The 19,546-nt window shown below is 70.1% G+C and carries 13 protein-coding genes; 9 read left to right on the forward strand and 4 right to left on the reverse strand.

Annotation, left to right across the window (positions count from 1 at the left end; genetic code table 11):
• The 5 genes from JJL56_RS25880 to JJL56_RS25900 all read left to right on the forward strand — a co-directional run.
• Positions 1 to 4,289 (forward strand): beta strand repeat-containing protein (locus JJL56_RS25880; protein ID WP_247891259.1); only part of this gene is annotated, 4,289 nt, incomplete at its 5' end.
• A gap of 69 nt (positions 4,290 to 4,358) precedes the next feature.
• The gene (locus JJL56_RS25885) at positions 4,359 to 6,209 is read left to right on the forward strand and encodes a TolC family protein (RefSeq protein ID WP_145624240.1); all 1,851 of its coding nucleotides are present in this window, start codon (positions 4,359 to 4,361) and stop codon (positions 6,207 to 6,209) included.
• A gap of 139 nt (positions 6,210 to 6,348) precedes the next feature.
• Positions 6,349 to 7,137, forward strand: coding sequence for an efflux RND transporter periplasmic adaptor subunit (locus tag JJL56_RS25890; RefSeq protein WP_247889339.1), 789 nt, complete (start codon positions 6,349 to 6,351; stop codon positions 7,135 to 7,137).
• A complete protein-coding gene (locus JJL56_RS25895; protein WP_247889338.1) occupies positions 7,127 to 8,491 on the forward strand; it encodes an efflux RND transporter periplasmic adaptor subunit in 1,365 nt (454 codons plus the stop codon). Before JJL56_RS25890 ends, JJL56_RS25895 begins: the two co-directional genes overlap by 11 nt.
• Positions 8,492 to 8,494: 3 nt before the next feature.
• Positions 8,495 to 10,696 (forward strand): site-2 protease family protein, encoded by a 2,202-nt coding sequence (locus JJL56_RS25900; RefSeq protein ID WP_200486842.1) that lies wholly within the window; start codon positions 8,495 to 8,497, stop codon positions 10,694 to 10,696.
• A 68-nt stretch (positions 10,697 to 10,764) separates the two neighbouring features.
• Here JJL56_RS25900 and JJL56_RS25905 read toward each other — a convergent pair whose 3' ends face one another.
• Positions 10,765 to 11,139, reverse strand: a complete 375-nt coding sequence (locus tag JJL56_RS25905) for an RT0821/Lpp0805 family surface protein (protein ID WP_145624235.1) — start codon at positions 11,137 to 11,139, stop codon at positions 10,765 to 10,767.
• A gap of 281 nt (positions 11,140 to 11,420) precedes the next feature.
• Between JJL56_RS25905 and JJL56_RS25910 the strand changes: the two genes are divergently transcribed.
• On the forward strand, positions 11,421 to 13,484 hold the full coding sequence (locus JJL56_RS25910) for a mechanosensitive ion channel family protein (protein WP_186452848.1): 2,064 nt from the start codon (positions 11,421 to 11,423) through the stop codon (positions 13,482 to 13,484).
• A 6-nt stretch (positions 13,485 to 13,490) separates the two neighbouring features.
• Here the strand turns inward: JJL56_RS25910 and JJL56_RS25915 are convergent, their stop codons facing one another.
• Positions 13,491 to 13,943, reverse strand: a complete 453-nt coding sequence (locus JJL56_RS25915) for a hypothetical protein (protein ID WP_145624231.1) — start codon at positions 13,941 to 13,943, stop codon at positions 13,491 to 13,493.
• A gap of 140 nt (positions 13,944 to 14,083) precedes the next feature.
• Between JJL56_RS25915 and JJL56_RS25920 the strand changes: the two genes are divergently transcribed.
• The gene (locus JJL56_RS25920; protein ID WP_145624229.1) at positions 14,084 to 14,872 is read left to right on the forward strand and encodes a DUF3750 domain-containing protein; all 789 of its coding nucleotides are present in this window, start codon (positions 14,084 to 14,086) and stop codon (positions 14,870 to 14,872) included.
• 3 nt (positions 14,873 to 14,875) lie between these two features.
• Here the strand turns inward: JJL56_RS25920 and JJL56_RS25925 are convergent, their stop codons facing one another.
• A complete protein-coding gene (locus JJL56_RS25925) occupies positions 14,876 to 15,739 on the reverse strand; it encodes an LOG family protein (RefSeq protein WP_145624227.1) in 864 nt (287 codons plus the stop codon).
• Positions 15,740 to 15,969: 230 nt separating this feature from the next.
• Here JJL56_RS25925 and JJL56_RS25930 point away from each other — a divergent pair, with 230 nt between their 5' ends.
• Complete coding sequence (locus JJL56_RS25930) at positions 15,970 to 18,384, forward strand: PAS domain S-box protein (protein ID WP_200486843.1); 2,415 nt, start codon at positions 15,970 to 15,972, stop codon at positions 18,382 to 18,384.
• 66 nt (positions 18,385 to 18,450) lie between these two features.
• Entirely contained in the window at positions 18,451 to 18,945 is a 495-nt protein-coding gene (locus JJL56_RS25935; RefSeq protein WP_200486844.1) for a substrate-binding domain-containing protein, read from the forward strand.
• On the opposite strand, the gene JJL56_RS25940 is transcribed toward JJL56_RS25935, so the two are convergent.
• Positions 18,946 to 19,386: a group III truncated hemoglobin gene (locus JJL56_RS25940; protein WP_247891260.1), complete on the reverse strand. Its 441-nt coding sequence runs from the start codon at positions 19,384 to 19,386 to the stop codon at positions 18,946 to 18,948.
• Positions 19,387 to 19,546: the final 160 nt, after the last annotated feature.

Genomic DNA, 19,546 nt, shown 5'->3' on the forward strand with positions numbered 1-19,546 from the left:
ACACGCTGACCACGTCGGACGCCCACAAATACTTGCGGGTGGTGGTGACGGCCAACGACGGCCGTGGCGGCACGCAGACGGCGACCTCGACCTACACGGCGATCACCAACAGCGCCCCGGTGCTGAGCACGGACGCGCGCAGCCTGACCGCCATCGACGAGGACGCCACCGGCAACAACGGCGACACCGTGGCGGCCATCCTGGCCTCCGCCGGTTCGGCCACCGACGCCGATGGCAACGCGCTGGGCATCGCGATCACCGCGATCGACAGCAGCAACGGCACGTGGCAGTACAAGACCGGGGCCGGAACCTGGACCACCATCACTGGCGTCTCGGGGGCGTCGGCCCTGCTGCTCGCCAGCACTGACCTTGTGCGCTTCGTGCCGAACGCCGACTACAACGGCTCGGTCGTCAACGGCATCACCTTCAAGGCGTGGGATCAGACCGCCGGGACGGCGGGCACCACGGTCGGCAATGACACCACCGCGAACGGCGGGCTGGGGGCCAACGGCCAGTTCAGCACCGCCAGTGCGACGGCGGGCATCGCCGTGACCGCGGTGAACGACGCCCCGGTGCTGACCGACACCGTCCTGACCCTGCCCAGCGTCGCCCAGGCCACGGGAGCGCCGGACGGAGCGGTCGGCGTTGCCGTGTCGTCCCTGGTGGGGTTCGGCACGAACGTGTCCGATGTGGACAGCGGCGCCGTCACGGGCATCGCGCTGGTCGGCGTGGATACGTCGGAAGGCGGTACTTGGTTCTACAGCACCGACGGCGGTACCAGCTGGACTGCGGTCGGGACGGTGAATGACAGCGGAAACGCGCTGCTGCTGCGGACGACGGACCGGCTCTACTACCAGCCGACGGGCGCCAACGCGGGCATCCTCAGCGCCGCGATCACCTTCCGCGCCTGGGATCAGACCAGCGGCACCGCCGGGACCAAGGTGGCTACCGCGAGCGGTGGCGGGATTTCCGCCTTCTCCGCGGCGACGGACACCGCCAGCCTGTCGATCACCCCGGCTGTCCTGGGGAGCGCCGTGGCCCTCGCGCCCGCGTCGGACACGGGCAACAGCAACACGGACAACATCACCAAGGCGAGCAGCGTCACCTTCAACGGCAGTGGCGCCAACGCCAACGCCAACACGACGGTGCGGCTCTACGCCAACGGCTCGCTCGTGGCGACGACCACGGCCGACGCGTCTGGCGCCTACAGCTTCGCCGGCGTCGATGTGTCCGGCCTCAGCGGTGCGGTCGACTTCACGGTCCGTCAGGTCATCGCCGGGATGGAGAGCGCCGACTCCGCCATCCGGACCGTCACCTTCGACCGCACGGCGCCGACCGTCGCGATCACCATGGTGACCGGCGACAATGTGCTGAACTTGGCGGAAAGCGCCGTGGCCCAGACGGTGGCCGGCACCACGACGGGTGTCGAGGACGGCCAGACGGTCACGGTGACGCTGAATGGCAAGACCTACAGCGCAACGGTGACCAACAACGCCTGGAGCCTGTCCATCCCCTCCGCCGATCTGGGGGCGCTGACGGATGGCGGCCACTATACCATCACCGCCGACCTGGCGGACGTGGCGGGCAACGCGGCGATCCAGGCGACGCGCGACGTCTCGGTCGACCGCAAGCCGCCGACCCTCGCCATCGCCACGGTGGCGGGCGACAATGTGCTGAACGCGGCGGACAGTGCCACGGGGCAGACGGTGTCGGGCGTCACCAACGGCGTCGAGAACGGGCAGACGGTCACAGTGACGCTAAACGGCAAGACCTACAGCACGACGGTGACCAACAACACCTGGAGCCTGACCGTCCCGTCCACCGACCTGCTGGCGTTGACCGACGGCACCAGCTACACCGTCACCGCCAGCCTCACCGACGCGGCGGGCAACCCCACCCAGGCGACCCGCAACCTGTCGGTGGACCGCACGCCGCCCTCGGTGGTCACCGTCACGCCTCCCTCGGCGGGGACCTATCTGCCGGGCGAGACGGTCAGCTTCTTCGTGCAACTCAGCGAAGCGTCGATCATCAGCGGAGGCAGTCCGGTACTGGAACTGGCGGTCGGAAGCGACATCCGGAACGCCGTGTACAACGCGGCGGGCAGCACCGGCACGCTGCTGCGGTTCGACTATGTCGTTACGGTCGGCGACCGCGCGCCGCAGGGCGTTTCCGTCCTGGGGCTGGCGCTGAACGGCTCCATCGTGATGGACGCGGCCCAGGGGCCGCTGGTGACGACCCTGAAGGGCGTTGGCGACACCAGCCAGGTGCATATCGACACCCCGATCCCGGCGAAGCCGGTCGGGACGGCGCTGAGCGGCCTGTCCGACTCCGGTGCCTCGGCAACGGATCGGCTGACCAAAGTGACGAGGCCGACGCTGTCCGGCACCGCGGAGGCGAACGCCACGGTGACCGTGCTGGTGGACGGCACGGCGGTGGGAACCACGGTGGCCGACGAGAACGGCTTCTGGGTCCATCGCCTCCAGACGGCGCTGACCGACGGGACGCACAGCATCACGACCACGGCGACCAACCGGTTCGGCATCGTCAGCGATCCGTCCGACGCGCTGGCCGTGGTGATCGACACCGCGGTGCCGGTCGCGCCCGCGCCATCGGTGACCAGTGCCACCGTCGCCGGCGCCACGGCGGGCGAGCGGATTTCCGGGATTGCCACGCCGTCCCTGGCCGGCACGACGGAGGCCGGCAGCACGGTGAACGTGCTGGTCGACGGCAAGGTCGCCGGAACGGCGGTTGCCGACGCCAACGGCGCCTGGACCTTCCCGTTCACGGCGGCGCTGGCCGACGGCACGCACAGCGTCCAGGTGCAGGCCACCGACAGGGCCGGCAACGTCAGCAGCCTGTCGGCGGTCACCACCCTGACCATCGACACCACGCCGCCGGTCGCCCCGACCGTGACGCTGAACACCACCGCCGGCAGCACGCCGGTCGTGCAGGGCACCGCCGAGGCGAACAGCCTGGTCACCGTGACGGTCAACGGCCAGCCGGTCGGCACGGCGCGCGCCAGCGCGACCGGCATCTGGCAATTGGCCCTGGCCTCCGACCTGAGCGTCGGCAGCTACGTCATCGCGGCCAAGGCGAGCGACGCGGTGGGCAACACCGGCAACGCCGGCACGACGACCTACACGGTGGCTCCGCCTCCGCCACCGCCGGTCGTGGTGGCGGCTGCCTCCACAGGGAACACCACGACGGCGGCGTCCTCGTCCAATTCTGGGGTCGCAACGGCCGCCGGGACCGGGACAACGCAGACGGTCGGGCCGACGCTGGGCACCGCGCCGACCCTGCCCAGCCTGCAGACGAGCAGCGATGCGGGCCGCGTCATCACCAGCTCGTCGATCGGCAACGGCGGCGGCAGCGGCAACGGGAACAGCAGCACGGACGCCGGGCGCTCGATCACCATCGGCAACATCGGCAATTCGACCAGCAGCGACGCCGGGCGCTCGATCACGATCTCCGCCATGGGCGGTGCGCCGTCCGGCGGCGGCACGGCCAGCTCGTCGAGCGGGGTTCTGGGCGGTGGCACCGGCGGGTCCAGTGGCTCCGGGTTGAGCGGTGTCGTCAGTGGCGGCAGCGGCCTGGGCAATGGCGGCCTTGGGAGCGGCGGTCTCGGGAGCGGCGGCCTCGGCGGCGGTGTCGGCGGTGGCTCCGGCTTGGGCGGCGCCGCTTCGGGCGGCATTGGTGCCGGGCTGGGGGCCACGGGCGCCGGCTCCGGTCTCGGCGGCGGTTCAGGCGCTGGCCTCGGCACGGGCGGACCGGCGACGGGTGGGCCGGCAGCCGGCGGACCGACGGCAGGCGCCGGAACGGGCAATGGCGGCCTGAACGGCGTCGTCGGCAGCCCGGTCGGCGCGTCCGGGACGGCGTCCGGCGGCACGCCGGGCGGCAGCGCGGCTCCCGGCGGCCCCGGCACCCCCGCCGGCGGGCTTGTTGGCGCACCGGGCAACCGGCCCGGCGGCCAGACGGGACCCGGTTCCACGATCGAGAGTGCGCCGGCCAATCGGCCTGCGGGTCTAACTGGACCGCAAGGACAGCCGCAGGGGCAAGGACCGTCGCCGACCGGCGACGTGCCCGCGGACGGCGATCCGAGCAACGCTCCGACCGCGCCGGACGGTTCGGGGCAGGCCCCCGGCCCGCGCGCCGATCTCGATGGGTCCGCGCCGGCCCGGCCGGCCTTCTCCCGCCAGGTGGCTCAAATCCATGGCGCGGCCGATGCCCAGACGGCGGCACTGCTCGCCGCACTCACCTCGCATGTCCCGCCGGGAAGCCGGGCGGCCTAGCGCCGCCCGCGCCTTCCGCCGCCGTCTTCCCCGCTTAAGCTTTTCTTTCCAAATGGATTGCCGACGAGAATGACCCGGTTCGCTTCCTCCCCCCGGCCGCGGGGCCACAAGGTCCGCGCGTCCTTCGCCCTGGCCGCCGCCGCGCTGCTCGCCAGCGGATGTTCCGTGAGCCCGAAGCCTCTGACCGATGACGAGAATGTGTCCCGCCTGCGCGAGGACATGTCGGTCATCATGGCGCCGCAGGAGCCGATCACCGGCCCGGTGTCGATGCACGAGGCCATGGCGCGGGCCATCAAGTACAACCTCGACGAACGTGTGAAGCTGATGGAAATGGCGGTCGCCAACCAGCAGCTCGACCTGTCGCGGTTTGACATGCTGCCGCGTCTCGTGGCGGGGGCCGGCTACACCGGGCGCAACAACGAATCCGGGTCGGAGAGCCTCAACCTCGCCACCGGCCGGCGCACCGGCGAGAGCACCACGGCCACGGACCGGCACCGCCGGACCGCCGACCTGGGCTTCACCTGGAACGTTCTCGACTTCGGCGTCAGCTACCTGCGCGCCCGCCAGAACTCCAACCTCGTCCTGATCGCCGACGAACGCCGCCGCCGCGTCGTCCAGGGCATCCTGCAGGACGTGCGCACCTCCTACTGGCGCGCCGTCGCGGCGGAGCGGTTGCTGAAGCGGATCGAACCGCTGGAGAAGCGCATCGAGGCGGCGCGCAAGAACGCGAACGCCATGGAGGCCCAGCGCGTCCAGGCCCCGCTGCAAACCCTGTCCTACCAGCGCGCGCTGGTCGACACGCTGCGCCAGCTCCAGACGCTGCGGCGCGAGCTGGTGGCCGCCAAGTCGCAGCTCGGCGCGCTTATGGGCCTGCCGCCGGGTGAGAACTTCACCATCCAGATGCCGCCGGACGTCACCGGCAAGGACGTCCCGGCGATCACGACCTCGGTCGACTCCCTGGAAACCTACGCGCTCCTCAACCGTCCGGAGTTGCTGGAGGAATCCTACAACGCCCGCATCACCGCCGACGAGACGCGCCGCGCTCTGCTGAAGCTGCTTCCGGGCATCGACCTGAACGCCGGCCTGCATTACGACAGCAACAGCTACCTGCTGAACCAGCGCTGGGCGGATTACGGGGCGCGGGTGTCGTGGAACATCCTGTCCCTGGCCTCGGCCCCGGACACCCACGCCTTCTCGAAGGCGCAGGAGGAACTGGTCGCCTTCCGCCGTCAGGCGCTCAGCGTGGCGGTGCTGAGCCAGGTGCGCGTGGCGATGGTGCAGTTCCGCGAACTGTCGCAGGAATTCTCGCTCAACGCCGATCAGGCGGCGATCGACCGCCGCATCCGGCAGCAGTATGTCAACAGCAGCACGGTCGGCCAGCAGGGCGACATGAGCGTGATCCAGGCCGAGGTGTCGGAACTCGTCTCCGACCTGCGGCGCGATCTCGTCTACGCCGATCTGCAGAACGCCTACGCCCGCGTCATGGTGTCGGCGGGCGTCGATCCGATGCCGGAGGCGGTCCCGTCCCAGGATCTGACGACGCTGCGTCAGGCGGTGTCCGACGGGTTGGGCGCCTGGCAGCAGAAGGCCGGCGGCACGGCACGGCTCCAGGATCTGCTGGTTCCCGCCGCCACGACCTCCGAAAAAGCACCGTCGGAGAAGGCTCCGGTCGAGAAGGCTGCCGATCCGAAGACCGATCCTAAGGCCGCCCCGGTCGCCGCGCGCGGCGAGGAGCCGGCGGAACGCAAGGCCGCGGTGCCGGAGCGCATGACGGTGGCCGAGCTGCCGCAGCAACCGACCGCCTCCATGACCGCACCGATGACGGTGTCCTACAGCCCGTCCACCCGGTCGGAGCCGGTGAAGGTCTACTCGGTGCCGCTGAGCGCGCTGGCTCCGGTGGGGCGCTCCACCGTGCGTTGATACCGACGGGGCGGTGCCGGGTCGCCGCCCCCTTTCAGCTGTGCCGGTCCGCCAGTGCTGAAACAAATAAGCGTACAGGACCGCTCGCCGATCCTGGATCGTTGCGCTTCCGGAGCTAAGGGTGCAGAAAATCTCTGCCATGATGTGCCGCTTTCGCCCCTCACGCTTCCTCGCCGCGCTGTCTATCGCGCTGCTTCCCTTGCCGCTTGCCGCCGCTGACCCGGCGCCGGTCCCCGATGGCGCGGTGCGCGCGCTGATTGAGGCACGGCAGCACGCCGTCCTTTCCAGCGAGATCGCCGGACGCATCGGCCGGATCACCGTGGAGGCGGGCCAGTCCTTCAAGGCGGGGCAGACGCTCATCGCGTTCGATTGCAGCCATTATCAGGCGGCGGTCGACGCGGCCCGCGCCAACCTGCGCGCCGCCGACGTCACGGTGCGGCAGAGCCGCCGGCTGGAGCAGTTGAAGTCCATCGGTGGGGCCGAGGTCGAGATGGCCGAGGTCAAGGCCGAGGCCGCCCGTGCCGATCTGCGCAAGGCGGAGATCGAGGTCCGCCGCTGCGACGTCAAGGCGCCCTTCGACGGCAAGGTGGTGGAGCAGCGGATTCGCGAGCATGAGTCCGTTCCCGCCGGCACGGCTCTGCTTGAAGTGCTTTCGGACCGCGATCTGCGGGTGGAGCTGATCGTCCCGTCTTCCTGGCTGGTCTGGCTGAAGCCCGGCCAGCGGTTCGAGTTGCGCATTGACGAGACGGGTGAGGTTCTGGATGGCGAGGTCACCCTGATCGGTGCCCGCGTCGATCCGGTCAGCCAGTCGCTGAAGGTGACGGGCAAACTGCAGGCCGACAAGCCGGGCAACGCCCCGAATCTGGTCGCCGGCATGAGCGGAACCGCCCGCTTCACCCCGCCGGAGGAGGCCAAAGGTGCCAGATGACGTCAAATCCGTCCGGATGGATGCGGCCAACCCGCTGAACAGCCTCCTGCTTCTCCTGAATCTGCAGCAGGAGGCCCGGCAGGCCCAGAACCCGGAGGCGTTGCGTTTCCTCATCGTCAACCAGACGCGGCGGATGATCGCCTACCAGCAGGCGGTTTTCCTGACCGTCGCGCCGTCGGGCAAGGCCCGGCTGGAAGCCGTGTCCAACGTCGCCGTCCCGGAGCGCGACGCTCCCTTCACCCGCTGGCTGGAGGCCGCAGCCTCGGCCATTGCTGCGGGAGCGGAGGCGCGCAACCTACACGGCATCGCCCCCACGGAGGTGCCGCCCGCGCTGGCCCGCGACTGGGGGCAGTGGGGGCCGGCGCAGGCGCTGTGGGTGCCCTTGCCGGGGCCGGACGACACCGTCACGGCGGTGTTGTGGCTCGCCCGCGACGACGCCTGGACGGACGGCGAGAAGGTGCTTCTCGGGCAGCTCTCCGGCGGCTATGGGCACGCCTGGTGGGCGCTGACCCGGGCCGGGCGCCGCTCCGGTGTGCGGGCGCGCAAAGGGGTTTGGGCGTTGGCGGTGGTGGCGGTCCTGGCGGCGGTTCTGGCTATCCCGGTGCCGCAATCGACGCTGGCCCCGGCGGAGGTGGCGCCGCGCGACCCGCTGATCGTCAGCGCGCCGTTGGAAGGCGTGATCGAACGTTTCCACGTCCAGCCGAACGAGCCGGTCAGCACCGGGCAGCCTTTGTTCAGCTTCGAATCGTCGGTTCTCAAAAGCCGGCTGGAGGTGGCGCGCAAGGCGCTGGCTTCGGCGGAGGCGGAACTGCTGACGGCGTCCCAGGGTGCCTTCACCGATCCGCTGAGCAAGGCGCGCATCGCCCAGTTGAAGACCCAGGTGGAGCTGCGCCGGGCGGAGATGGACTTCGCCCGCGATCTGATGGACCGCGTCACGGTGAAGGCGGAGCGGACGGGAATCGCGGTCTTCACCGACGCCAACGACTGGCTGGGCAAGCCGGTGGCGGTGGGCGAGCGCATCCTGACCCTGGCCGATCCGCAGGCCGCGGAGGTGGACGTGCATGTGCCGGTCAACGACGCGATCGTGCTTCAGGAGGGCGCGCAGGTCAGCCTCTATCTGAACGTCGATCCGCTGCGTCCGCTGCGCGCCACGGTGTCGCACGCCAGTTATGAGCCGGGGCTGACACCGGGCGGGGTCCTGGCCTACCGGGTCCGCGCCGATCTGGCGCCGGACCAGCCGACGCCGCGCATCGGGCTGCGCGGCACCGCCAAGATCCAGGGCGAGCGGGTGCCGCTGGCCTTCTATCTCTTCCGCCGCCCTTTGGCGGCGCTGCGCCAGACCGTGGGGCTCTGAGCCATGGGCGCCGCCGCCATCGGCATGACGACGGGTCCGGCGGTCGTCACCCCGGTGGACCCGCTGGACAGCGTGCGGCTGCCGCCGCTGCGCGAGGAACTTCAACTGCTGCCGGCCCCTCCGGCGGTGGACGGCTCGCCCTGCTGGACGATCCACGATCCGGTGCGCAACCGCTATTTCCGCATCGGCCACGGCGCCTTCGAGGTCATCGCCCGCTGGCATCACGGATCGCCCCGCGCCATCGCCGCCGCGGTGGCCGCCGAAACGGTCCTGGAACCGGATGCGGAGGAGGTCGTCGGCCTCTACAAATTCCTGGCCTCAAGCAATCTGACCCAGGGCGCCGACGTCGACTTCCTGGCGAAGCAGACGGCGGCGCGGCGCACGTCCTGGTGGATGTGGCTGCTGCACAACTACCTGTTCTTCCGCATCCCGCTGGTCCGGCCCGACGCCTTTCTGAACGCCACGGTGCGCTACGTCGCGCCCTTCTACGGCCGCGCCTGGTTGTGGACGGTGATCGGCGCGGGAATTCTGGGGCTCATTCTGGTGATGCGCCAGTGGGACAGCTTCGCCCACACCTTCCTGCACTTCTTCTCGCTGGAGGGCATGGCGCTCTATGGCCTGACACTGCTGGTGACGAAGACGCTGCATGAGCTGGGGCATGCCTACACCGCGAAACGCTTCGGCTGCCGGGTGCCGACCATGGGGGCGGCCTTCCTGGTGATGTGGCCGGTGCTCTACACCGACACCAGCGACGCTTGGCGGCTCGTCTCCCGCCGCGCACGGCTGCACATCGCCGCGGCGGGCATGCTGACGGAGCTGGCGCTGGCCGCCTTCGCCACGCTGGCCTGGAGCTTCCTGCCCGACGGGCCGCTGCGCAGCGCCGCCTTTTTCGTGGCGACGGTGAGCTGGGTGACCACCCTGACCATCAACCTCAGCCCCTTCATGCGCTTCGACGGCTATTACCTGCTCGCCGACGCGCTGGACGTGCCGAATCTGCAGGACCGCGCCTTCGCGCTGGCCCGCTGGCGGCTGCGGGAATGGCTGTTCGGCCTGGGCGACGAGGTGCCGGAGCGGTTCGATCCGTGGCTGCACCGGGTGATGCTGGCCTATGCCTTCGCCACCTGGGTCTACCGGCTGGTGCTGTTCATCGGCATCGCGGTGCTGGTTTATCACGTCTTCATCAAGGTGTTGGGCATCGTGCTGTTCGCGGTGGAAGTCGGCTGGTTCATCCTGCGCCCGCTGGTCAACGAGGCGAAGGAATGGTGGGAGCGGCGGGGCAGCCTGCGGCCCAACCGGAACCTGCTGATGACCCTGGGCGGTCTGGCCGCGCTGGTCTGGCTGGCCTTCGTCCCGGTCACCGGCACCATCGCCGTGCCGGCGGTGTGGCGGGCGGAGGGCTTCTCGACCCTGTTCGCTCCGGTCCCGTCGCGCATCGCGGAGGTGCTGGTCCAGCCCGGCCAGCGCGTGGCGGCGGGTGACCCGCTGTTCCGCCTGGAGGCACCCGAACTGACGAGCAGGCTGCAGCAATCGGAGCTGCGCATCGCCCTGGCCCAGGACCGCATCGACCGCATGCTGGCCGCCCGCGACGGGCTGGACCGGGTGCGCGTGATGGAGGAGGATCTGGCCGCCGGGCTGGCCGACCGGCAGGGCCTGCTCGACGGCCTGGCGCGGCTGGAGATCCGTGCGCCCATCGCCGGAACGGTGGTGGATGTGGCCGACGCGCTGCGCCCCGGCCGCTGGGTGGGGCCGTCGCTGGCGCTCGGCCAGATCGTCGCCGACGGCGGCGGCGAACTGGTCGGCTATGTGGCCGAGAACGACCTCACGCGCGTCATGGTGGGTGCCGGCGCGGTGTTTCATGCCGATGACCCGCTGCGCCCCCGCATGGAAGCACGGGTGACGGCGGTGGACCGGGTGGGGGTGAAGGGGCTGGATGTTCCCGCCCTGGCCTCGATCCATGGTGGCCCGATCGCGGTGGAAAGCCAGACCGGACCGTCGATGGGGCGGACGAACGCCGAGGCCGCGCGTTTCAACCTGAAGCCTGTGGAGGCCGTCTATCGGGTGACCCTGGCGCCGCTGGACCGGACGCAGGCGGGACCCGCCCACCAGATGCGCGGCGTGGCCCGCGTGGACGGCGAGGCGCGCAGCCTGGCCGACCGTTTCTGGCGCACCGCGCTGGCCGTGCTGATCCGCGAAACCGGATTCTGACGCCGAAGGTTCCCCGTCAGGGCGTGATGCTCCCGGCGCCCGTCAGGGCGCGATGGCCCCAGCGCCCGTCAGGGCGCGATGGCCCAACGCCCGTCGGGCATCTTGCAAAAGGTCAGCCTGTAGGGTTGGACGGTGCGCCGGATGAAATTGGCCTGAACGTCCCCGCAGGGCACACCGTCGCGCTCGTGCACCTTCTGCACGACCACATCGCCGCGCACTCCGGTCTTCGGGTTGTTCCATTCGGTGCGCCGCCCCGCCTCCATGGGGGTCAGGGCGTCGCTGAGCGCCTTGCGGAACAGGTCCCAATCCTCGTCCGTCAGATCCACCCCGCCGCGGCCACCGAGGAACAGGCCGAACTGCGCCTGTGCCGGGGAAGCGACGGCCAGCGTCGCGATCAACGTGGCTGCGTGAAGCCCAAGGGACGCGATGGATAACAGGCGCATGCGGCGGTTCCTTATGACCGTTGGCGAAGCCGGGCATTTTAGGAACGATTGAGGAAGTCTGTCCGTGAAGGGAGGTCACGAACCGGCTTCTTACCGTAACATACGCCGCCCGGAACATCCGTTGCGCACCAGCGGGAAACACACCGGGTATCGCTTCCCCCGATAGGCAACCGTAACGTACTGGCCCCATGGTGGGGGTGGGGACGAGCGTCCCAAGGCATGGGCGTGGCCTTTCAGTCCGATGGGCCGCCGCTCCGTCGCACTCCGGCTGGATGGCCCCTATGGACGACGATTCGGGGATGCGCCTCTCCCGTCTGCGGAAGGCGACCCTTCCCTTGCTCGCCACTCTGCTGCTCGCGGCCCTGCTGTTCGCCACATTGCCACTTGGACGCGCAGCGGGACAAACACCGGATGGTCATGCTTCCGCGGCGGGAGCGCCGGCGACGGCACTGGAAGTGTATGCGGCACGGCTGGAGGCGGTCGCCGCCACCTATCCTCAGATTCCCTCCATCCTGTCGGATGCCTTCGCGCGCCCCAACGGGCGGGAGGCGGCGGTGCACCCGTTGCGCCTGCTGCGCGGCCTGCTGATCCTCTTCGCTGCGGGAACGGCGGCCCTGCTGTTGACGAACCGGGTCCTGGCGGGGCCACTCCGGAAGCTGGAGGCGGACGGCGGGGCGCCGCTGCTGACGGGCGCTCTGCGCTTCGTGCTGGGGCTGGTTCCGGTGGGCGCCTTCGCGCTCGGGGTGCTGGTTGTCTATGCGATCGTGCGTCCGGCGCATCCTGCTGCCCCGGCCGTTCTTCTCGCTTTGCTCCAGGCGGCGCTGACCGTTCTGCTGACCGACCGGCTGATCCGCTTCCTCTGCGCGCCGAGGCATCCAGGGCTGCGCCTGATCCCGCTGGAAGACGCCGACGCGCGCGCTCTGCACCGCACGGGCGTGGTCACCGTGACATTGGCCGCGACGGTGCTCGGGCTGGTCGATCTGCTGCTGGCGCTGGGGGTCGGCGGCAACGCGATCGTCGCCATCGGACTGCCGCTGAGCACCGTGCCTTTTCTGTATCTGCTGTACCGCGTGTGGCGCGGGCGTGCTCCGGTGGCGCGGGCCATCGCCCGTCCGCTGGGCGTCGAGGCAAAGGACCACCCGACGCTGGGATTGTGGTCGGTGGTGGCCTCGGTCTATCTCGTCGCCCTGTGGCTGGTCGTCGCGGCGGCGGCGGTGCGGCTGGAGCCGGCGACGGGGCCGCGGATGCTCGCCAGCCTGTTGGTGGCGTTGGCGGTGCCGGCCATCGCCCTGATGGCCCAGCGCCCGCTCGCCCGCTTCTACCGGGGGGAGGAGACGGAGGCGGGGAAGGCTGCGGTGGCGCGGGTGATGCGGGCGCTGTGGTCGGCCCTGTTCGTTGTCGGAGTCTTCGCCACGGCGGCCATCTGGGGCTTCCGGGTGGAGCAGGCCAGCGGGGCAACCGGCATCGCCCTGCGGTTGCTGTTCAACGTGACGGTCGTGCTGCTGCTGGGCTACGTTGCCTGGACGATGGTGGTGCGGGCCATCGACCGGGCGCTGGAAGGGGCGCGGCACGATGGAGTCTCCTCCCGCGGGCAACGGCTGGCGACCCTGCTGCCTCTGCTGCGGAAGTTCCTTCAGGTCGTGCTGGTCGTCATCCTGGTCATGATCGTGCTGTCCTCGCTGGGCATCGAGATCGGGCCGTTGCTGGCCGGGGCAGGGGTGGTTGGCATCGCCATCGGTCTGGGCGCGCAGTCGACCATCGCCGACATCCTGGCCGGCGTCTTTTTCCTGCTGGAGGACGCCTTCCACATGGGAGACTATGTGGAGGTGGGCAACCTGCGCGGCACGGTGGAGGGCATTTCCCTGCGCTCGCTGAAGCTGCGCCATCACCGCGGCGCGGTGCACACGCTGCCGTTCGGCCAGATCAAGGCGCTGACCAACTACAGCCGCGACTGGGCGCTGATGCGCCTGGAGTTTCGTGTCCCGCCGGAGACCGACATGGGGCTGGTCAAGAAGCTGGTGAAGGAGGTCGGCAAGGACCTGTCCGCCGACCCGGAGATGGGGCCGAGCTTCATCGAACCGCTGAAGTCGCAGGGCGTGCGGCGGGTGGAGGACGACGCGGTGATCATCGGCGTCAAGTTCATCACCAAGCCCAACGAGCAATTCGTCATCAGGCGCGAGGCCTACCACCGCCTGATCCACGCCTTCCAGGCCCACGGCATCCATCTGGTCGGGCGCGGCGTGGTCGTGCGGGTGGACGACCCGGAGGCGGCCAACCGGATCATCGGCTTCGCCGCCGCCCAGGCCATGAACGGTGGGCCGAAGGAAACCGGGACGGGGGGCTGAAACCCGTCAATCCGGCGTTTCGGAATCCGTCTTCACGGACAGCCATGCGGCGACGACGAAAGCCGGCAGGCGGCCGAGCGCCGCGTCGTTCCGCCCCGTTTCCTCCTGCCATGCCCGGTGACGGTCCAGCGCGCCCCGCAGGGTGGCCGAGCGCTCCGCCGCGGGGACGGCGGACAGGGCGGTGTCCAGGCTGGTCAGGTAGGGCGGAAACTCCGCGTTGGGGCCGGCCAGACCGCGTTCCGTCCCCTCGGGGTCGAACCACACCTCCGCGGCGGCGGTGTCGGCGCTCGGCGGGATGACCATGCCGCCGACATAGCCGGTTGGCTGGACCACCTTCCACCCCTTGCGGCTCGGCCCCGTGGTCCAGCCAAGCGCACGGGCGACCTCCATCGTCGCGGCGCGGGTCGGCGCCTGCCGGGTGATGCGGTCCAGAAGGGCTATCAGATCGGCGGCGGGCATCGGTGCGCTCCTTCGGTGAGCAGCCATCCGGCGATGAACCAGCCGGACGGTCCTCAACGTACAACATCGGTGGTGGGCGGGACGATGATAGCCTATCTGGGGAACGGCCCACGAGGCGAGAGGGAGCGGTGCGGAAAAGAATGGCGGCCACCATCCTGGTGATTTTGATGACGCTGGTCCTGCTGCTGGCCGGTCCGGCCTTCGTGATCGCGTCGGGCACGGCGACGCTGGGCGTGGACTGGAGCCGGGCGGACCGTACGTCCGTCGGTCTCGCCCCCGATCCCGCGATGACGCCGGAGGCGGTGGTGCAGGTCTATGCCGCCCGTGCCCTGTCCTGGCGCGGCGCCTTCGGCACGCACCCGTGGTTCGCGGTGAAGCCGGCGGGGGCGTCGGCCTACACCGTCTACGAAGTGATCGGCTGGCGGGTCTACCGCGGCCTGCCGGCGGTGGCGGTCAGCAACCGCGATCCGGACGGGCGCTGGTTCGGCTCCGCCCCCGCCGTGCTGGCCGAGTTGCGCGGCCCCGCCGCCGAGGCCGCCATCCCCAAGATCGCCGAGGCCGCCCGGAGCTATCCCTACGCCGGGGAATACCGCATCTGGCCCGGTCCCAACAGCAACACCTTCGCCGCCTGGGTGGGGCGGGCGGTGCCGGACCTGCGGCTCGACCTGCCCTCCACGGCGCTGGGCAAGGACTATCTGGGCACCGGCCTGATCGCGCGGGCGCCCAGCGGCACCGGCTGGCAGGTCAGCCTGTTCGGCCTCGCCGGTCTGCTCCTGGCCAAGGAGGAGGGGTTCGAGGTGAACCTGCTGGGCATGACCTTCGGGGTCGATCCCTTCGATCTCGCGGTCAAGATTCCGGGCGTCGGGCGGGTGGCGCTGAACGCCCCCGCGCCGACGGCTCCGGCTGTCGACAGTCCGCCGCCGGGCTGAGCCTCAGGCCTCCTCGTCGGCCGCCGACAGGCCGGTGCCGGCGGGACCCAGCGGCGGGTTGCCGCGCTTGAGGCCGAGCCGGGTCATGCAGTCCCACGCCTCCTCCGCCGTGTCGGCGATGTCGAACAGCTCCAGATCGGCGGCGCTGACCATGCCGTGGTCGGCGAGCGCCCGGAAATTCACCACCTCGTTCCAGTAGTCGCGCCCGACGAAGACGATGGGCAGGCGGGACGCCTTGTTGGTGTTGAGCAGGTTCAGGATCTCGAACGCCTCGTCGAAGGTGCCGAAGCCGCCGGGGAAGATGGCCAGCCCGTTGGCGCGCATCGCCAGATGCATTTTCCGGATGGCGAAATAATGGAAACGGAAGGTCAGCTCCGGCGTGCTGTAGGGGTTGGGGTGCGGCTCCTGGGGCAGGCTGATGTTGAATCCGATGCTCGGCGCCCCGGCCTCCTGCGCGCCGCGGTTGGCGGCCTCCATCAGGCCGGGACCGCCGCCGGTGGCGATCACGTTGTCCCGCTGCCCGTCCTCGGTCGGCGCCAGGGCGCCGCCGCGCTCCGACACGATGCGCCCGAAGGTCCGCGCCTCCTCGTACCAGGCCGCCTGCTTGGCCCGCCGCTCGGCCAGCTGCCGCTCCTCCGGCGTCCGGGCGTCGCTGAGAAGCCGCTCCGCCCGCTCCGGCGAGGGCACCCGCGCGCTGCCGTAGACCACGATGGTGGACCGGATGCCCCAGGCCTTCAGCTCCGCTTCCGGCTTGGCGTATTCGAGCATGAAGCGCACCCCGCGCATCGGCTCGCTCAACAGGAAATCGCGGTCCTCGAAAGCGATGCGGTAGGCGGCGGATTCGTGGTTCGGCCTGCTGTCCTTCATGCTGTGCTCCGAGTGGGGACGGGGAACGGCTTCTGGTCATGTGGGGTCGCGGGCGGCTCTCTGCCCGGGCTCAAAGGGTTTGCATTCAAAGCAATTGTGCCGAAGACCGGAGGGGGGCGGAAGGGAAACCTGCTCCGCGTCTTTCCATAAGCCTCGGCCCTGCCCACATCATGGTTCAGGCGCGTCTGCGCCCGACCATCAGCGTCTTGTCCGCGTCTTGTTCGTAAGGGGTGACGTTGAGCAGCATCGAGCCGACATGGCCATCGGATGAGCGCGCCCGGCTCGACCGGCTGAAGAGCTACGGCGTGCTGGACACGCCGCCGGAAGCAGCCTTCGACCGGCTGGCCCGGCTGGGTGCGCGCCATTTCCGCATGCCCATCGTGATGGTCAATCTGGTGGACGAGACGCGGCAATGGTCCAAGGCTGGCTATGGCCTGGAGACGATGGTCCTTGAGCGGCGGCTGTCCTTCTGCGCCCACACCATCCTCGGCGACGCGGTGCTGGTCGCGCGCGACACGCGGGAGGACGAGCGCTTCGCCGACCATGACATGGTGGTCGGGCCGCCGCACCTGCGTTTCTACGCCGGGGCGCCGCTGATCGCGCCGGACGGGCTGCGGATCGGAACCTTTTCCCTGCTCGATCACCAGCCCCATCCGGAATTTAGTGCGGAGGACGAGCGGGATCTGGAGGAGTTCGCCCGCCTCGCCATGCACGAGATGGAAACCCAGGCCGCCCACCGCGCCGCCCAGGCGGCGGAGACGCTGCTGCGGGACAAGAACGCCCTGTTGGAGAGCCTTCTGGAGAGCGTCACCGACCCGATCTTCGCCAAGGACCGGGAACGCCGCTTCACCCTGGTCAACTCGGCGACCGCGCGCCTGTTCGGACGGACGCGGGAGGCGGTGGTCGGCCTGACCGACGAGGACCTGTTCCCGCCGGAAGAGGCCGAGCGGCTCGACGACCTGTGCGGGCGTGTGATCGCCACCGGGCGGGAGGAGACGGTGGAGGACGAGCTGCCTTTCCCCATCGAGGAGGGCACGCGCGTCCTGATGATCAGCGTCATGCCTCTGCGCGACGCCTGGGGAGCCGCCATCGGCGTCGTCGGGGTGGCCCGCGACATCACCGCCCGCAAGCGCGCGGAGGAGGCGCTGCGGTCGAGCGAGGCGCGGTTCCGCACATTGGTGGACAACACGCCGCTGCTGATGTGGATCAACCGCCCGGACGGCACCCCCGAATATTACAATGTCGAGCTGCGCGCCTACACCGGCCAGGACGTGGAAACCATGTCCAACTGGAAGGCCATCCATCCGGACGACCGTTCCGCCTTCATCGAGCTGAGGACGCGCTCGATCGCCGCCGGTTCGCCTTATCAGAGCAACATCCGGGTTCGGCGCGCCGACGGGGCGTGGCGCTGGCACCAGTGCCGCGTGGTGCCGGTGCGGGAAAGAAGCGCCATCGTTTCCTGGATCGGCACCGCGGTGGACATCCATGACATCCGGCGCGCCCAGCAGGCGGCGGAGGAGGCCGACCGCTCGAAGGGCCGCTTCCTGGCGGCGGCCAGCCACGACCTGCGCCAGCCCATGCAGTCGATCCTGCTGTTCGCCGGGGCGCTGGGCCCCCATGTCGCCGGCGAGGCCGGAAAGCGGGCGCTCGACCGGCTCCAGCAAGGGTTGGATACGCTGAAGGACCTGCTGGACAGCCTGCTCGACGTGTCGCGCCTCGACGCCGGGGTGGTGGCGCCGCAAATCGAGGAATTCCCGGTCGCCGACCTGCTCGGCCCGCTGTCCGCCGCCTACGCCCCGCTGGCCGAGGCCAAGGGGCTGGACTGGCGGGTGGTTCCCTTCACCGGGACGGTGCGCAGCGACCGCGTCCTGCTGGGGCGGATGCTGCGCAATCTGGTCGACAACGCCATCCGCTACACCGACCGGGGCCGCGTGATGGTCGACTGCCGTCCCCAGGGAACGCGCCTGTGCGTCGAGGTGCATGACACCGGCCTGGGCATCCCGCCCGAGCAGCGGGAGCGTATTTTCGAGGAGTTCCACCAGATCGGCAATCCAGAGCGCGACCGTGACCAGGGCCTCGGCCTCGGCCTCGCCATCGTACGCCGGCTGTCGCGGCTGCTCGACCATCCGGTGGATCTGGTGTCGCGTCCGGGGCGCGGCTCGATCTTCTCGGTCAGTGTTCCTCTGATCCGTCAGGACGCGCCGCGTCCCCCGACGAGCGCCACCCGGACGGAACGGGCCGATGCCATGACCGCGACCGGGGGCGGACGGCTGGCCGTGGTCGTGGAGGACGACGCCATCGTTTTGATGGGGCTGACGGCGATGTTGGGCGAGTGGGGGTTCGAGGTGCTGTCCGCCGGGAGCACTGGCGAAGCGCTGGACCGCCTGCGCACCAACGGGCGGCGGCCCGACATCGTGCTGGCCGACTACCGGCTGCGCCAGGGCCGCGTCGGCACCGAGGCCATCCTGCGCGTCCGCGACCTGTTCGGCGCCGACGTGCCGGGCCTCATCGTCACCGGAGAAATCGGACCGGAACCGCAGCGCGATGCCGCCCGGCACGGTCTTGGCCTGATGCACAAGCCGGTGACCCCGCGCCTTCTCGAAGCCGCTCTCGCGCGTCATCTTGGAGCCATCGGGCCGGCTTGAGCGTTGCTATCACCAGCGGCGTCTGAGGGCGTCGCGCCGTGCAAGGGTTAAGGAGGAGACAACAGCGTGCCATCCCTGTCGAAAGGCCTTGCCATGGTCGCCGTCGCGGCGGCGCTGGCCGGTTGCCAGTTCCCCGGATTCCAACCGCCGCAGCAGACGGCCACCCTGCCGCCCCCGACCGTGCCGAAGCCACCGCCGGAGGAGCGCGGAATCTGGATCGTCGGCAGCCCGTCGATGCGGGGGGCGGTCGGCACTGCGGCCAGCCGATTCAACAGCACGCCCGACACCCAGCCGCGCCTCGTCGCCGAGGGCACCAACAGCGGTTTCCGCAGCTTCTGCGCCGGGGTCGGGCTGGAGCATCCCGACATGGTGGTCTCCGACCGCCGCATCGGGGCCGAGGAGCAGAAGCGCTGCCGGGCCAAGGGCATCACGATGATGGAGTACGAGCTTGGCCCCAAGCAGTTCATCTACGTCAAGGACGCCCATATGATGACCATCCCCGGCGTGCGCGACTTCACGGACAGTTGGGGCGTGAAGGGCAAACCGGTGCGCGGGGCCTGATCAGCGGCCGGCGTCGGCGGCGGCCTGCTTGCGAAAGAAATCCACTCCCATCTGGATGCTGCGCCCGATGTTGGCCGCGCGGTCCTCGAAGAAGGCGGCGGCCTCGGGCGTGCAGACCTCGGCCGTCGTCTCGCGGAAAAGCTCCAGCCAGCGCTCGAAATGCGCCGGCCCGATGTCGAAGCGGACATGGGCGGGCAGGGGGCGCCCGTCGTAGCGGTGGGTCAGCAGGGCGACGGAGGACCAGAAGTCGATCATCTTCACAAGATGCGGCTCCCAGTCGGTGATCGCCGCGCCGAACACGGGACCGAGCAGGGCATCGTCGCGGATCTTGCCGTAGAAGGTGCGGACGAGGGCTTCGATCATCGCCTCGTCAATGCCGGTCTTGGCGACCCGCTCGGCGATGGTGGCGGACTGGGGGGTGGGAACGGCGGTCTGGTCCAAGGCGGTGGGGTCCTGAAAAAGCATGAGGCGAACAAGACCCCACACTATACCCGTCCCGGCGGCACACCGCCACCCATGCGGGGCTGTAAATTCCCTCTCCCCTCCTGAGAGCTTTTTGATAGAGCCGAAAATTGGGTGTTATGAGCGTATTCCGCGGCGA

The sequence above is a fragment of the Azospirillum aestuarii genome, assembly GCF_016632405.1.
Classification (GTDB): domain Bacteria; phylum Pseudomonadota; class Alphaproteobacteria; order Azospirillales; family Azospirillaceae; genus Azospirillum; species Azospirillum aestuarii.